Here is a 15,085-nt window from a genome sequence, read left to right as displayed (position 1 = left end):
TTCAATCCGTAGTGTTGTTGGCTACGCGCAATTTGAATAATTTAGAAGATTGATTTGTCATGTTCAAAGCCATGACTTGAGTTTAAAATATAAATAATTACGAATTTAATAAAATATTTGTTTAATTACAAAGGAATGCCCTTTGTTAAAAATAAGTATTTCTTATTTTTATATTATTTTTTGTTTTTCTCATAATTATTAGAAGTTTGCGTTAAGTCTTGTATTTTTGTTCGGTATTGGCTGGTTTTTAGTGTTTTTGTGCAAGAGCTCAGGCTTATGCTTTTAAGTTACAAGAAAGAGCTTTTTGTCATTTCAAACCTGTTGATTGAAGCCATATAGTCAATTGTCTATTTCTTATAATAAGTTTATATAACGATGGGTGAGCAAGATGGATTATTTACCATTATTTGTCGATGTCCGCACGCGCAAGGTCGTGTTAATTGGCGGCGGTGTGGTCGCAGCACGAAAAGCAGAGTTGCTAATAAAAGCACAAGCGAATTTAGTGGTCATCTCACCGACGTTATGTACTCAGTTACAAACTGAATATCAACAAAATAAATTTATTTGGTTAGCAGAAGATTATCAATCCACTCATTTAGATGATGCATTTCTGGTTATTGCTGCAACGGATGATGCATTATTGAATGAAACGGTTTTCTACGATGCTAATGAACGAAAAATATTCGTTAACGTAGTCGATGACCAGCCATTATGTTCATTTATTGTTCCTTCCATTATTGACCGCTCCCCGGTGATTGTGGCGATCTCTTCAGGGGGAACCGCACCCGTATTAGCACGTTTACTCAGAGAAAAATTGGAAACGATGTTGCCAACCTCTTTGGGGAAAATGGCGGAGATAGCTGGTCGCTGGCGTCATAAAGTTAAAGAAACGCTAACTAATATGCGTGAAAGAAAACGTTTCTGGGAAAAAAGTTTTAGTGGTCGTTTTGCCTCTTTAGTTGAAAAAGGGCAATTCAGCGAAGCTGAACAACAGCTGGAACGACAGCTGTATGAGCCAGATAACCACGGTGAATTAACCCTAGTTGGTGCTGGGCCAGGGGATGCGGGGCTGCTTACATTAAAAGGACTGCGCGTTTTACAAAGTGCAGAAGTGGTTTTATATGACCATCTGGTGAGTGAGGAAATTCTCGAGTTAGTTCGCCGTGATGCAGACAAGATTTGTGTAGGTAAACGCGCAGGGGCCCACAGTGTTTCCCAAGAAGAAACCAATGCGCTGATCGTGAAATTTGCTCAACAAGGTAAAAAAGTCGTGCGCCTTAAAGGGGGGGATCCTTTCATTTTTGGGCGAGGGGGAGAAGAGCTACAAGTTGCAGCGCAAGCGGGGATCCCATTTCAAGTGGTTCCGGGTGTGACCGCGGCAATTGGTGCAGCCGCTTACGCGGGGGTTCCGCTGACTCACCGTGAACACTCACAAAGCATTACCTTTATTACGGGCCATTGCCGTGAAAATGGAACGGATCTCGATTGGCAGGCGCTTTCCCGAGGAAATCAAACCTTAGCTATCTATATGGGCACAGTGAAGGCCGCAAAAATCAGCGAGCAATTAATCCAATTCGGCCGAGCGAAAAATACCCCGGTAGCGGTTATCGGCTGTGGTACAAGGCGTGAACAAAAAGTAGTAACCGGAAAACTCGATGAGCTTGAAGTATTAGCACAGCAGGCACCCGCGCCTGCTTTGATAGTGGTTGGTGAAGTAGCTGCATTGCACCAACAACTCGCGTGGTTTGGTTCTCAAACTGAAGACATAAGATGGCGCAGTGCCGTATTGGAACTGGCTTAAGTAAGGGGCTATCGTGAACGACAAAAAATTGACTCATTTACAGCAGTTAGAGGCAGAAAGTATTCATATCATTCGTGAAGTTGCCGCCGAATTTGCTAACCCAGTGATGCTGTATTCTATTGGTAAAGATTCTTCTGTGATGCTGCATTTAGCACGCAAGGCATTTTATCCAGGAAAGCTCCCATTTCCTCTCTTACATGTTGATACAGGATGGAAATTTCGTGAAATGTACGAGTTTCGCGATGCAACTGCAGAAAAATACGGTTTTGAGCTACTTGTTCATCGTAACCCTGAAGGGGAAAAATTAGGGATCAACCCGTTTGTGCATGGCAGTGCTAAGCACACGGATATTATGAAAACGGAAGGCTTAAAGCAGGCTTTGGATAAGTACGGTTTTGATGCCGCATTTGGTGGCGCTCGTCGTGATGAAGAAAAATCACGTGCAAAAGAGCGGATCTACTCTTTTCGTGACCGATCTCATCGTTGGGATCCTAAAAACCAACGGCCTGAGCTATGGCATAACTACAATGGGCAGGTCAATAAAGGGGAAAGTATTCGTGTTTTCCCGCTATCAAATTGGACTGAACTTGATATCTGGCAATATATCTATTTGGAAAATATCGACATTGTTCCCCTGTACTTTGCAAAAGAACGACCAGTTATTCAGCGGGATGGGACTTTATTAATGGTGGATGATAACCGTATTGACCTACAACCTGGCGAAGTGGTTAGCCAGCAAAAAGTGCGTTTTAGAACATTAGGTTGTTGGCCATTGACGGGAGCTGTGCCATCTGAATCACAAACACTGCCTGAGATCATAGAAGAAATGTTGATTTCTACGACGAGTGAACGGCAGGGGAGGCTGATTGATAGCGACCAATCCGCTTCGATGGAGTTGAAAAAGCGCCAAGGTTATTTTTAGTGGGCAAGGTTAATACGCAAAGTCAGGAGAAAAATCATGGCACAAGCCGTTTATAATGAATCAATCGCTCATCAAATTGAACAGCAAGGTGGTGTAGAGCCTTATTTATTGGCGCAGCAACAAAAAGGATTATTGCGTTTTTTAACCTGTGGCAATGTGGATGATGGTAAAAGCACCCTAATCGGCCGTTTACTGCATGATACTCGCCAAATATACCAAGATCAGCTGTCAACCTTGCAAAGTGACAGTAAGCGGATAGGGACTCAAGGGGAAAAGCTTGACCTTGCTTTGCTGGTGGATGGCCTTGCTGCTGAACGTGAGCAGGGGATCACCATCGATGTGGCTTATCGTTATTTTTCAACAGAAAAACGCAAATTTATTATTGCGGACACCCCCGGTCATGAGCAATATACGCGCAATATGGCGACAGGGGCATCAACTTGCTCACTTTCTATTTTGTTGATCGATGCTCGAAAAGGAGTACAGGAACAAACACGTCGCCATAGTTTTATTAGTACATTGCTTGGGATCCGCCATCTTATTGTTGCCGTCAATAAAATGGATCTAGTGGATTACAGTGAAGCCATTTTTGAAAAAATAAAGCAGGATTACCAAAAGTTTGCGATGGAATTGCCGGTTGATTTAAAGGTATGGTTTGTACCTATCTCAGCCCTTGATGGCGATAACATTGTGAATGCTAGCGATAATTTTAAGTGGTATCAAGGTGATACGCTATTATCGATATTGGAAAATGTTCAAGTGGAACAAAAAGCCTCGGAGCAAGCTTTGCGTTTCCCTGTGCAATATGTGAACCGCCCAAATTTAGACTTTCGTGGATACAGCGGAACATTATCATCAGGGATTGTCGAAGTGGGGCAAAAGGTCAAAGTATTACCCTCTGGTGCGACCTCAGCAATCAAAGAAATTGTGACATTTTCAGGGTTACAAGATTTTGCTGTCCCGGGGGAAGCGATTACATTAGTGCTTGAAGATGAAATTGATATCAGTCGTGGCGACTTGATTGTTGCACAAGATGAAACCTTACAAAGCACACAGCATGCATCTGTCGATGTGGTATGGATGTCTGAACAGCCGTTAGTTCAAGGGCAACAACTTGATATTAAAATTGCGGGAAAACGCAGCCGGGCAAAAGTAGAAAATATTCAATATCAAGTAGATATCAATAATTTAACACAGAAAGTGGCTACGGAACTACCGTTGAATGGCATTGGTTTAGTGGAATTTTCCTTTGATGAACCATTGTTACTGGAAAACTATCAACGCAATGCAGACACTGGCGGAATGATTTTTATTGATAGGCTCACAAATGTGACTGTCGGGGCGGGTTTAGTCCGCGAAACACAAGCCCCTGTCTTTGAAAAAAACAGTGATTTTAGTGAATTTGAAATTGAGCTAAATAAATTAGTTCGCCGCCATTTCCCTCATTGGGGTGCACGCGATGTATTAGGTGGGAAATAATACGGATGACAAAAGAAAACCATATTGTTTGGCACCAACACGCAGTAACTCGCCAGCTACGTGAGAGTAATAATGGCCACAAAGGTGCTGTGTTGTGGTTCACCGGGTTATCAGGTTCAGGAAAATCAACATTAGCGGGAGCAATAGAGCACCAACTTACGTCAATGGGAATGAAAACCTATTTGTTGGATGGCGATAATATCCGCCATGGTTTATGCCGTGATTTAGGATTTAATGAGGCTGATAGACAAGAAAATATCCGTCGAGTGGGTGAGGTGGCGAAGTTAATGGTCGATGCAGGGCTGATTGTTGCGACCGCCTTTATTTCACCTTTTCAAGCGGATAGGCAGAAAGTCCGTGACTTGTTTGAACCCGATCAATTTTTTGAGTTGTACGTGGATACACCCGTAAGTATTTGTGAACAGCGAGACCCTAAAGGGTTATATCAACAAGCGCGGGAAGGGAAAATTAAGCAATTCACAGGAATTGACTCCCCTTATGAAGAACCGCAACACCCAGAGCTACATCTGGATGGGCAACAACTGATTTCTGATTCCCTTTCCCAAATTATTGCGCTTTTATTGCGCAATCATGTCATTCCGCTAGATTATTAATACAGCTCAAATACCCCCTTTATTTTATCCGATGGTAAAATAAGGTGGTATTTTGCGGATTCAAACCCGACTTAATCTGACTTTTTATCACAATTTCAGTATCACAGTAGCGTCAATCGTTGAGTTATGGGATGATTAGCAAATCATTTCAGGGGGCAAAATGGGTAAATTAACGCTACTATTAATTGCGATATTAGCTTGGTTACAGTATTCCTTATGGTTAGGCAAAAATGGCATACATGACTACGTACAAGTCAAAGATGATGTCGCTGCTCAGGAAATTGTAAATTCGCGCTTAAAAATGCGTAATGAACAGCTATTCGCTGAAATCAATGACTTAAATGATGGTCAAGATGCGATTGAAGAACGAGCTCGAACGGAGCTTGGGATGATCAAACCTGGAGAGTCATTTTATCGAATGGTTAAAGAAAGTAATAACCAGAAATAGACACAATAAAATGATATCAAAATAGTGTACCCATTAGCCTGATAATTTCTGATGTAAGAATTCAACAATGACAAATCCAAACCATGCCCTACAAAGCAATCTCCCGCAAATTGTTGCACTGATCCCTGCAGCAGGGATAGGTAGCCGTATGAATGCAGAGTGCCCAAAACAATACTTGCAGGTTGCAGGTAAAACGATCATTGAGCACACCATAAACGCATTGCTTGAAAATGATAAAGTGCAAGAGATTGTGGTTGCTTTGAGTGCGGAAGACGATTATTTTCAGCAGCTTGCAATTGCTAATGACCCTCGAGTGACGACGGTCATTGGTGGCAAAGAGCGTGCCGATTCAGTATTAGCAGGTCTGGATTTTTTAATCACTAACCCCAACTTTTCAGATTGCTGGGTATTAGTGCATGATGCGGCACGTCCCTGCCTCCATCAATCAGATTTAAATGAAATTATTCAATTAGCAGCGGAACAAAATTGTTGTGGTGGGATCCTCGCTGCCCCCGTACGCGATACCATGAAACGCAGCTCAACAGCGAGTCAATTAATTGACCACACGGTTGAACGTGAAGCGCTATGGCATGCGCTCACACCACAATTTTTTCCGTTAGCATTATTACGGGACTGTCTAAGTAAAGCCTTGAAAGAAAACGCGGTGATTACTGATGAAGCTTCTGCGCTAGAGTATTGCGGCCACCAACCGGTGTTAGTGGCTGGCCGCGCTGATAATTTAAAAGTGACGCGCCCAGAAGACCTCACTTTAGCGGAATTTTATCTTTCAAGAATGAATAACTAAGGAAAAAAAATGAGAATCGGACACGGTTTTGACGTACATAAATTTGGTGGTGAAGGCCCTATCATCATTGGTGGCGTGCGTATCCCTTATGAACAAGGTTTACTCGCGCACTCTGACGGTGATGTGGTATTGCATGCGTTAACTGATGCAATTCTTGGTGCTGCAGCATTAGGGGATATTGGTAAATTATTCCCCGATACTGACCCTGCCTATAAAGGGGCAGATAGCCGAGTCTTATTGAGAGATGCGTTTTGCCATGTACGTGCCAAAGGGTATCGCATTGGTAATATTGATATCACCATCATGGCTCAGGCACCAAAAATGTTGCCACACATCGCTCAAATGCGTGTGAATATCGCCGAAGATCTTGAGTGCCATATGGATGATGTCAATGCGAAAGCGACCACGACAGAACAGTTAGGTTTTGTGGGGCGTAAAGAAGGCATTGCCTGTGCTGCGGTTGTTCTTTTAATAAAAGATAATAGTAATGAAAGTAATGAATGTTCAGTACCTGCATGGTAAGCCATTGTCTTCTGGCACATTAAAAAGTGTTCCAGAAGATTTTATCGTCAAAGAAGATTTAGGTTTTGAGCTAGATGGTGAAGGCGAACATGTTATGGTTCGCGTGGAAAAAACAGGCTGCAATACAGTATTTGTTGCCGAACAACTCGCCAAATTTGCTAAAATTTCAGCCAGAGCAGTCAGTTACGCAGGTTTAAAAGATAGACACGCAGTGACGGAGCAATGGTTCTGTCTGCAAATGCCAGGTAAAGAAACGCCTGTTTTTTCAACTTGGCAGCTAGAAGGCTGCCGAATACTGGCAGTCACCAGGCAAAAACGTAAATTACGTATTGGTTCCTTGAAAGGAAACCAGTTTGAAATAACCTTGCGTGATATTTCGGATGCGAAAGACGTTGAACAACGTTTACACAAAGTCGCATTAGCAGGTGTGCCTAATTACTTCGGTGAACAACGTTTTGGACGCGATGGCCAAAATTTATCGCAAGCGTTGCGTTGGGCAAACCAAGAAATCAACGTGCGTGAACGCAACAAGCGTAGTTTTTATCTTTCTGCTGCTCGTAGTGCAATGTTTAACCATGTAGCAAGCGAACGAATTGCAAATAATACCGCCCAACACGTGATGCTAGGTGATGCATTGCAATTAACGGGCAGAGGGAGTTGGTTTGTCGCGACACAAGATGAATTTGCTACATTACAACCTCGCTTGGAGTCCAACGAATTAAGCATCACAGCGCCATTACCCGGTGATGGGGAGCTGGGAACTCAGGATGAAGCTCTGGCATTTGAAACTCAGTGTTTAGCGGATTACCAGCCCTTTATCTCTTTAATGCAGCGTGAACGAGTTTCTTCAGCTAGAAGGGCTATCGTTGTTAAACCCCAAAACTTACAGTGGGAATGGTTGGATGACTCGACGGTAAAACTGAATTTTTTCTTAAACTCAGGTTGTTTTGCAACCAGTGTTGTGAGAGAAATTATTAATCAAAATGGGCAGGATAATGTCGATGCTAAAGATTTTATTGAGTAATGACGACGGGGTAAATGCGCCGGGAATTCAAACCCTTGCAGCTGCGCTACGCCAATATTATCATGTTCAGGTGATTGCGCCTGATCGCAATCGTAGTGGGGCTTCGAACGCATTAACATTAGATAAACCACTTAAAATTCAAACATTAAGTAATGGTGACCTTGCTGTACAAGAAGGTACACCAACAGATTGCGTCTATATTGGGGTGAATAAAGTGGTGCGCCCACGTCCTGATATTGTTGTATCTGGTATCAACTGTGGCCCTAATTTAGGGGATGATGTTATTTACTCAGGCACGGTTGCAGCGGCAACAGAAGGCCGCCATTTAGGTTTACCTTCAATTGCGGTATCGTTAGATGGGGAAACGCATTATGAAAGTGCCGCTAAAGTGACATGCGAGATCCTTGCACTCTTACAGAAAAACCCATTGCGAGCTGGGAACATTTTAAATATAAATGTACCTGATATCCCGTACGAAGAAATTAAAGGTATCAAAGTCACCCGCTGTGGTAGCCGCCATGCCGCTTCTGAGGTATATAGCTTAGAGGACCCGAAAGGGAATACATTGTATTGGTTAGGTCCCGTTGGGGAAATTCGTGATGCCAGTCCTGGAACGGATTTTGAAGCAGTGCAAAATGGGTATGTTTCAATCACCCCATTACAAGTTGACCTAACCGCTTATAAAGTACACTCATTAGTGGAAGAGTGGCTAGAAAAATCAGGAGTGTCAGTAAAATGAATACAGGGCTCATGAAAGAACTTTTGGCTCAATTACGCCAACAGGGAATTCACGATGAGCGCCTATTAGATGCCATTTCACTCGTTCCTCGGGAACGGTTTGTGGATGAAGCGCTCTCCCATAAAGCCTATGACAATATCCCATTACCTATTGGTCATGGGCAAACTATTTCTCAGCCGTATATTGTAGCTAAAATGACGGCGCTATTGGCTTTAGCACCGGATGATCACGTTCTCGAGATAGGGACAGGCTCAGGGTATCAAACAGCAGTATTGGCACACTTGGTTAAGCATGTTTTTTCTGTTGAGCGGGTGAAAAGTTTGCAATGGGCTGCAAAGCGGCGCTTGAAACAGCTTGATTTACATAATGTTTCAACTCGTCATGGAGACGGTTGGGAAGGTTGGCAGTCAAAAGGACCTTTTGATGCCATTATCGTTACTGCGGCGCCAACAGAAATACCGGCTTTACTATTAGGGCAATTAAAAGATGGTGGTCGAATGGTTTTACCTGTCGGTGATAAAGAACAAGCTCTGAAGCTAATTACTCGACGTGGTAATGATTACCATACTAATGTTATTGAAAAAGTCCGTTTTGTTCCATTGATTGCCGGCGACCTCCTTTAACCTATTTGCAATGGTATTTAATCAAAGTCTGGTTATTTTTATAATCGATTTAAATGAAATATCATTGCAAAGGTTCTATTAACTCAAATAGCAGTAAAACTATTCCAAATATGATACTTTACCCAGCTGAATTTGTGGGAATAGCTTAAACTGTTAGTCATTTTCTCAAATTGTTATATTTTTAATATATTTAACTTGTTCACTATTTTGTATTTCTGCTTTAATAAGTGAAATATTTTATGATAACTCTATTGCTGACATTATTTTGAATTGTCACGTCAGATTTTTCTTCACGGGAGAAGAAGCATGAAAATTGTTAGCCCTATAAGCAGAATTCGATGGGCCGTCATCTTTTCATTTAGCGGAGCGCTATTGGCAGGTTGTTCAACACCGTATCATACAGCGGCACCTATTTCGAGTGTGAATGATAGCCAGTCTAGCCAGCAAACGGTGCAAAGGACGACACCGGCCTCGTCACCAAATACGGGGATGAGCACGGCAATGCCATCGTCTCGTCCTAATTTATCAAGTAATACAAATACTCAGCCTGTAAGTCGTAGCTCAGGGCCTGTAACAACTAATGGTGAAGGGCGCATTGTATACAACCGTGATTATGGCAGTATTCCAAAAGGCAGTTATAACGGTAATAGCTATACGGTTCAGCGTGGTGACACGTTATTCTATATCGCATACTTAACAGGTAATGATTTCCGTGAGTTAGCATCGCGAAACAATATTCCAGAGCCCTACAGTCTCAATGTCGGGCAGGTTATTAATATTGGTAACACAAATGTGAACTCGAACACTCAATTAGCGGCAAATTCATCAAATAGTCATCAGCAAGCGGTTGATCTTCGAACAACTAATGAGTATCCTGCAAACAGTGGTGGTCAAAATTCAGGTAAGATGTTGCCTAATAATAAGAAACCTGCAACGCAGGCTTCAACGACGACAACAGCCTCGACAACAACCGCTTCTACCGCAGTCAGTAGTACGAATAATTCGTCAATAAAATGGCGTTGGCCAGCCGAAGGGAAAATGATTGAAGGTTTCTCTGATGCTCAAGGTGGGAACAAAGGGGTAGATATCGCCGGTTCTCGAGGCCAAGCTGTGCTTACTGCTGCGCCAGGAAAAGTCGTTTACGCGGGTAATGCCTTGCGTGGATATGGAAATCTAATAATTATAAAACATAACGATGACTATCTAAGTGCTTATGCTCACAACGATACATTGCTTGTGCGTGATCAGCAGGACGTCACTGCGGGTCAAAAAATAGCCACTATGGGTAGTACTGGAACTAGTTCGGTTAGACTACACTTTGAAATTCGTTACAAGGGAAAATCAGTAAACCCGTTGCGCTATTTGCCGCAACGATAAACTGGGCAGAGTGCTTTGACATTCTGTCCGCATTATCTAGGGTAGGAGTCACTGATGAGCCAAAGTTCGCTGAAAGTTAACGAGTTATATAATGACCTCGACGAAAGTAATTTAAATGACACTTTTGACGAGAGTCAGTTTAAAGAAGAGGATCTGGTTACTGAGCTAGATGACGAAATGGATTTACTCCAGAACACAAATCAACGTGTTCTGGATGCCACTCAAATTTATCTTAGTGAGATTGGGTTCTCACCACTCCTTACAGCAGAAGAAGAAGTTTTCTATGCAAGACGTGCATTGCGGGGTGATATCGCATCACGGCAGCGCATGATAGAAAGCAACCTTCGTCTCGTTGTAAAAATATCACGTCGTTATAATAATCGAGGTCTCGCATTACTCGATTTGATAGAAGAAGGAAATCTTGGGTTGATTCGTGCTGTTGAAAAGTTTGATCCTGAAAAAGGATTCCGCTTCTCGACGTATGCAACGTGGTGGATCCGTCAAACGATCGAACGCGCGATCATGAACCAAACTCGAACTATTCGCCTTCCTATTCATATCGTTAAAGAACTCAATATTTACCTTCGTACTGCACGTGAATTAGCCCAGAAGTTGGACCATGAGCCAAGCCCTGAAGAGATCGCTGAGCAGCTAGATAAACCTGTCGAAGATGTCAGTAGGATGTTACGTTTAAATGAACGTATCACATCTGTTGATACGCCAATTGCAGGGGACTCAGAGAAATCTTTGCTTGAGGTATTGTCTGATGATAATGATTCAGGTCCAGAAAATACAATTCAAGATAATGACTTAAAAGATAATATTGTTAAGTGGTTATATGAATTGAACCCAAAACAAAGGGAGGTTTTAGCACGACGTTTTGGGCTTTTAGGCTATGAAGCTGAAACTCTGGAAGAAGTTGGCCGTGAAATTGGGTTAACAAGAGAACGTGTTCGTCAGATCCAAGTAGAAGGTTTAAAGCGATTAAAAGATATTTTACATGGCGAAGAGCTGACTCTGGAGTCGCTATTTAATATGTAGGGTGTTGATTCGGTAGTTAAAGCCCCTATAAGCTAAGGTTTATAGGGGCTTTTTATATGTAAATAATAGAGAACAAGCTTAGTTAATGGGGACACCACTATGAAATTTAAAATCATCGTCAGGTGTCGAAATTAATTCAGCTTCAATAATACCAAAATAATTAACTCGCTCAGTAATATCTTGTTTACTAATTAATTGTGCTAAGTGCAAATAATCTTGATAGTGGCGAGCTTCTGAGCGTAATAATGAAATATAAAAATTTGCTAGCTGCTCATCAAGAAATGGGGCGAGTTTAGCGAAGCGCTCACAAGAACGCGCTTCGATATAAGCTCCAATTATTAGCTTATCAACTAAGGTTTTTGGATCGTGCGGGTCGATATGGCTCAACAACCCTTTGGCGTAACGGCTTGCAGTGACGCCATCATAGGGGATGTTACGTTCATGCATGATCTCTAGAACTTGGTAAAAATGATGAAGTTCTTCTTTGATAAGCAAGACCATTTTATCAATTAAGTCTTGGCTATAAGGTGATTGTTTTTTTGCCAATATCTGCTTAGAAACCTGATTTTTGTTTCTTAATGTATGGATGTCACCAACCCTATCATAAGCAAATGATTCATAAGGTTTAAACCATTCGAGTAGGACTGCCGCACTTTCTTTATCAACGGCATATTTGCGAATTAAAAACATCGCACTTTGCGCGGCTTTTAATTCACATAACAAATGGTCTTTTAATATAATGGGCAAGTTTTCAGGCAAACTCGCTTTTTTTACCCACGCATCAGGCGTTTCACATTGTAGAAACTGCCTGATTGGAGTGAGTAATTGCGCATACTCATCCATGTTAGTTATCCATATCCTTTAACCGATAAATCCAATCTAGGGCTTGGCGCGGAGTGAGTTTATCAGGATCAATTTCAGCGAGAGCAGTTAATACTGGTGATGGCTCGACATCTTCTGTGGTTAAAAAGCTAAGCTGGGCGCTATCCACATGGCTCGCATTGGCATTGTTTGAGATAACTTCGAGTTCTTTAAGTTTTTGTTTTGCCCGTTTAATCACTTCCTTTGGTACACCGGCAAGAGAAGCGACAGCAAGGCCATAGCTTTTGCTGGCGGCACCGTCTTGAACGTTATGCATAAAAGCAATGGTATCACCGTGTTCAATAGCATCGAGATGGATATTGACCGCGCCTTCGAGTTTTTCAGGCAGTGTTGTTAATTCAAAATAATGCGTTGCAAATAATGTCATTGCCTTGATTTTATTTACTAAATTTTCAGCGCAAGCCCAAGCAAGAGAAAGACCGTCATAGGTTGAAGTCCCGCGACCAATTTCATCCATCAGTACTAAGCTATGCTCTGTCGCATTATGAAGAATATTAGCGGTTTCTGTCATTTCGACCATGAATGTTGAACGGCCAGATGCAAGGTCATCCGAGGCACCGACACGGGTGAAAATGCGATCGACTGGGCCTATCACCGCTTTGCTGGCAGGGACGAAACTACCGATATATGCTAACAGGGTAATTAATGCTGTTTGGCGCATATAGGTACTTTTACCGCCCATGTTTGGGCCTGTGATGATCAATAAACGACGTTGCGGTGACAATGATAACGGGTTGGAAATAAACGGCTCGCTAAGCACTTGTTCTACAACAGGGTGGCGACCCTCAGTAATTTGAATACCCGGTTTTTCAGTTAGTTGTGGGCAAGCGTAGCCTAGAGTTTGAGCCCTCTCCGCAAGGTTGGCTAGGACATCTAACTCAGCAAGTGCTTCAGCACTGGTTTGCAGCGCAGCAAGATGAGGCAATAGCATATCAAACAGCTCATCATACAGCGCTTTTTCAATAGCGAGTGCTTTTCCTTTTGATGTCAATACCTTATCTTCATACTCTTTGAGTTCAGGAATAATATAGCGTTCCGCATTTTTTAACGTTTGGCGACGGACGTAATGGATAGGCGTTAAATGGCTTTGACCGCGACTAACTTGAATATAGTAGCCATGAACCGCGTTATAACCGACTTTCAGGGTATCGATCCCCAGTTTTTCCCTTTCACGAATTTCGAGCCTATCGAGGTAGTCGGTTGCCCCATCAGCAAGGGCGCGCCATTCATCGAGTTCACTGTTATAACCCGGGGCGATAACTCCGCCATCACGTACCAATACAGGTGGCGCATCAATAATGGCTTTTTCAAGTAAGTCTTGTAACTCATCAAATTGACCAATACGATTTTGAAGGGCCTGTAAATACGAACAGCTTGATTGGCTTAGTATTTGATGAATATCTTGGTATTGTTGGAATGCGTAACGCATACGGGTTAAGTCGCGTGGGCGTGCAGAACGTAGGGCTAGACGTGCTAATACGCGTTCTAAATCCCCTATTTGGCGCAAAAATGGTTGCAATTCAAAGCCGCATTCTTGCAATGCACTAATAGCTTGTTGGCGGTTATTTAATACTTGAATATTACGCAATGGGGTATGTAGCCAACGTTTTAGCATACGGCTGCCCATTGGGGTCACACACATATCTAAAATGGCGGCAAGTGTGTTTTCTGTACCACCTGCAAGGTTTTGGGTGATCTCTAAATTGCGACGAGTCGCTGCATCCAAAATGACATTATCATTTTGTTTTTCCATCACAATACTGCGAATATGGGGCAGTGAAGTACGCTGTGTGTCTTTTACATATTGCAATAGGCAGCCTGCGGCTCTGAGCGCTTTGTGTGCGTCTTCAACTCCAAAACCGATTAAATCTTTTGTGCCAAACTGTAAACCTAGCTGTTGTTTTGCTGTATCGAGTTCATATTCCCACAGTGGGCGACGACGTAGGCCTTTATTATGTTCAATTAATGCCATACTGGCGAAATCTTCGGGGTATAGAAGTTCAGCAGGGCGAGTGCGTTGCAGTTCGGCTTGTAATGCTTCTTCGTCGGCAATTTCACTTATAATAAAGCGGCCTGAGGTAATATCTAATGTTGCGAAACCAAAACCTTGTTGGTCTTGCCATACCGCGGCTAAAAGGTTGTCTTGCCTTTCATTTAATAGGGCTTCATCGGTAATTGTGCCTGGTGTCACAATGCGTACTACTTGGCGCTCAACTGGCCCTTTACTGGTCGCTGGGTCGCCAATTTGCTCACAAATGGCGACGGATTCACCCATTTGTACTAATTTAGCTAAGTAACCCTCTGCAGCATGGTGAGGGACACCTGCCATAGGGATCGGCTGCCCTGCGGATTGACCTCGCTTGGTGAGGGAAATATCTAACAGTTGAGACGCTTTTTTAGCATCATCAAAAAACAATTCGTAGAAGTCACCCATGCGATAAAACAGCAGTATGTCTGAATGTTGTGCTTTTAGTTTTAGATACTGCTGCATCATTGGTGTGTGGGATTCGAAACTTTGCTTATCAGTCATAATGTTGTCTGTTCTAACGTATTGAGTTAACTAAATTCTGTGAGGTGTTCAGAGACTAAAATACCACAGATCGTATCAAATGAGAGTAGGCAAACGTGTTAGCCATGGATTTCTTTATGGTATTACGTTGAGGTTATCGGGAGCAACGTGCATTTGGTGATAAAGTGTCTGAAATATGTATTAGTGATACAAAGGTAAAATTGATGACTAAAAATGAAATTTATGTAGGCATGTTGTTCTGGATTTTGCCTCATATTAGGAATATGCAAATTCAAGAT

14 protein-coding genes are annotated in these 15,085 nt (G+C 42.5%); 12 read left to right on the top strand and 2 right to left on the bottom strand.

The genetic code is table 11. The features are described 5' to 3' along the window. The first annotated feature begins 388 nt into the window (after nt 1–388). The 12 genes from cysG (at nt 389) to rpoS (ending at nt 11,395) form a co-directional block, all read left to right on the top strand. Nucleotides 389–1,801 carry a siroheme synthase CysG gene (gene cysG, locus CYG50_RS14535; protein ID WP_102140113.1) on the top strand — a complete coding sequence of 471 codons (1,413 nt, stop codon included), beginning with the start codon at nt 389–391 and terminating at the stop codon, nt 1,799–1,801. A 13-nt stretch (nt 1,802–1,814) separates the two neighbouring features. After that, complete coding sequence (gene cysD, locus CYG50_RS14530; protein WP_102140112.1) at nt 1,815–2,723, top strand: sulfate adenylyltransferase subunit CysD; 909 nt, start codon at nt 1,815–1,817, stop codon at nt 2,721–2,723. Between the two features lie 36 nt (nt 2,724–2,759). Next, complete coding sequence (gene cysN / locus CYG50_RS14525; RefSeq protein ID WP_102140111.1) at nt 2,760–4,202, top strand: sulfate adenylyltransferase subunit CysN; 1,443 nt, start codon at nt 2,760–2,762, stop codon at nt 4,200–4,202. A 5-nt stretch (nt 4,203–4,207) separates the two neighbouring features. After that, nucleotides 4,208–4,816: an adenylyl-sulfate kinase gene (cysC, locus tag CYG50_RS14520; RefSeq protein WP_102140110.1), complete on the top strand. Its 609-nt coding sequence runs from the start codon at nt 4,208–4,210 to the stop codon at nt 4,814–4,816. Between the two features lie 160 nt (nt 4,817–4,976). Beyond that, nucleotides 4,977–5,264 carry a cell division protein FtsB gene (gene ftsB, locus CYG50_RS14515; RefSeq protein ID WP_004260736.1) on the top strand — a complete coding sequence of 96 codons (288 nt, stop codon included), beginning with the start codon at nt 4,977–4,979 and terminating at the stop codon, nt 5,262–5,264. 67 nt (nt 5,265–5,331) lie between these two features. Next, on the top strand, nt 5,332–6,069 hold the full coding sequence (ispD, locus tag CYG50_RS14510) for a 2-C-methyl-D-erythritol 4-phosphate cytidylyltransferase (protein ID WP_102140109.1): 738 nt from the start codon (nt 5,332–5,334) through the stop codon (nt 6,067–6,069). A 9-nt stretch (nt 6,070–6,078) separates the two neighbouring features. Continuing rightward, nucleotides 6,079–6,591: a 2-C-methyl-D-erythritol 2,4-cyclodiphosphate synthase gene (gene ispF, locus CYG50_RS14505; protein WP_004260732.1), complete on the top strand. Its 513-nt coding sequence runs from the start codon at nt 6,079–6,081 to the stop codon at nt 6,589–6,591. Beyond that, the gene (truD, locus tag CYG50_RS14500; RefSeq protein WP_102140108.1) at nt 6,557–7,615 is read left to right on the top strand and encodes a tRNA pseudouridine(13) synthase TruD; all 1,059 of its coding nucleotides are present in this window, start codon (nt 6,557–6,559) and stop codon (nt 7,613–7,615) included. The genes ispF and truD overlap by 35 nt, the downstream gene beginning before the upstream one ends. Next, on the top strand, nt 7,593–8,354 hold the full coding sequence (gene surE / locus CYG50_RS14495; protein WP_102140107.1) for a 5'/3'-nucleotidase SurE: 762 nt from the start codon (nt 7,593–7,595) through the stop codon (nt 8,352–8,354). The genes truD and surE overlap by 23 nt, the downstream gene beginning before the upstream one ends. Further along, complete coding sequence (locus CYG50_RS14490; protein ID WP_102140106.1) at nt 8,351–8,977, top strand: protein-L-isoaspartate(D-aspartate) O-methyltransferase; 627 nt, start codon at nt 8,351–8,353, stop codon at nt 8,975–8,977. The genes surE and CYG50_RS14490 overlap by 4 nt, the downstream gene beginning before the upstream one ends. Nucleotides 8,978–9,283: 306 nt before the next feature. Beyond that, nucleotides 9,284–10,354, top strand: coding sequence for a murein hydrolase activator NlpD (gene nlpD, locus CYG50_RS14485; protein WP_102140105.1), 1,071 nt, complete (start codon nt 9,284–9,286; stop codon nt 10,352–10,354). A gap of 54 nt (nt 10,355–10,408) precedes the next feature. Beyond that, a complete protein-coding gene (rpoS, locus tag CYG50_RS14480; protein WP_102140104.1) occupies nt 10,409–11,395 on the top strand; it encodes an RNA polymerase sigma factor RpoS in 987 nt (328 codons plus the stop codon). A 78-nt stretch (nt 11,396–11,473) separates the two neighbouring features. Here the strand turns inward: rpoS and miaE are convergent, their stop codons facing one another. Then, complete coding sequence (gene miaE / locus CYG50_RS14475; protein ID WP_102140103.1) at nt 11,474–12,238, bottom strand: tRNA isopentenyl-2-thiomethyl-A-37 hydroxylase MiaE; 765 nt, start codon at nt 12,236–12,238, stop codon at nt 11,474–11,476. A gap of 1 nt (nt 12,239) precedes the next feature. Next, on the bottom strand, nt 12,240–14,807 hold the full coding sequence (gene mutS, locus CYG50_RS14470; RefSeq protein WP_102140102.1) for a DNA mismatch repair protein MutS: 2,568 nt from the start codon (nt 14,805–14,807) through the stop codon (nt 12,240–12,242). Between the last annotated feature and the right edge of the window lie 278 nt (nt 14,808–15,085).

Source organism: Providencia huaxiensis (assembly GCF_002843235.3).
Lineage (GTDB): Bacteria > Pseudomonadota > Gammaproteobacteria > Enterobacterales > Enterobacteriaceae > Providencia > Providencia huaxiensis.
This window is presented reverse-complemented; position numbering and strand designations above follow the sequence as displayed.

Excerpts from the sequence above, each read along its gene's own strand:
- CYG50_RS14490 (WP_102140106.1), top strand. The coding sequence starts at position 8,351 with ATGAATACAGGGCTCATGAAAGAACTTTTGGCTCAATTACGCCAACAG.
- miaE (WP_102140103.1), bottom strand. The coding sequence starts at position 12,238 with ATGGATGAGTATGCGCAATTACTCACTCCAATCAGGCAGTTTCTACAA.
- mutS (WP_102140102.1), bottom strand. The coding sequence starts at position 14,807 with ATGACTGATAAGCAAAGTTTCGAATCCCACACACCAATGATGCAGCAG.
- cysN (WP_102140111.1), top strand. The coding sequence starts at position 2,760 with ATGGCACAAGCCGTTTATAATGAATCAATCGCTCATCAAATTGAACAG.
- ftsB (WP_004260736.1), top strand. The coding sequence starts at position 4,977 with ATGGGTAAATTAACGCTACTATTAATTGCGATATTAGCTTGGTTACAG.
- cysG (WP_102140113.1), top strand. The coding sequence starts at position 389 with ATGGATTATTTACCATTATTTGTCGATGTCCGCACGCGCAAGGTCGTG.
- cysC (WP_102140110.1), top strand. The coding sequence starts at position 4,208 with ATGACAAAAGAAAACCATATTGTTTGGCACCAACACGCAGTAACTCGC.
- truD (WP_102140108.1), top strand. The coding sequence starts at position 6,557 with ATGAAAGTAATGAATGTTCAGTACCTGCATGGTAAGCCATTGTCTTCT.
- ispF (WP_004260732.1), top strand. The coding sequence starts at position 6,079 with ATGAGAATCGGACACGGTTTTGACGTACATAAATTTGGTGGTGAAGGC.
- surE (WP_102140107.1), top strand. The coding sequence starts at position 7,593 with ATGCTAAAGATTTTATTGAGTAATGACGACGGGGTAAATGCGCCGGGA.
- rpoS (WP_102140104.1), top strand. The coding sequence starts at position 10,409 with ATGAGCCAAAGTTCGCTGAAAGTTAACGAGTTATATAATGACCTCGAC.
- ispD (WP_102140109.1), top strand. The coding sequence starts at position 5,332 with ATGACAAATCCAAACCATGCCCTACAAAGCAATCTCCCGCAAATTGTT.
- nlpD (WP_102140105.1), top strand. The coding sequence starts at position 9,284 with ATGAAAATTGTTAGCCCTATAAGCAGAATTCGATGGGCCGTCATCTTT.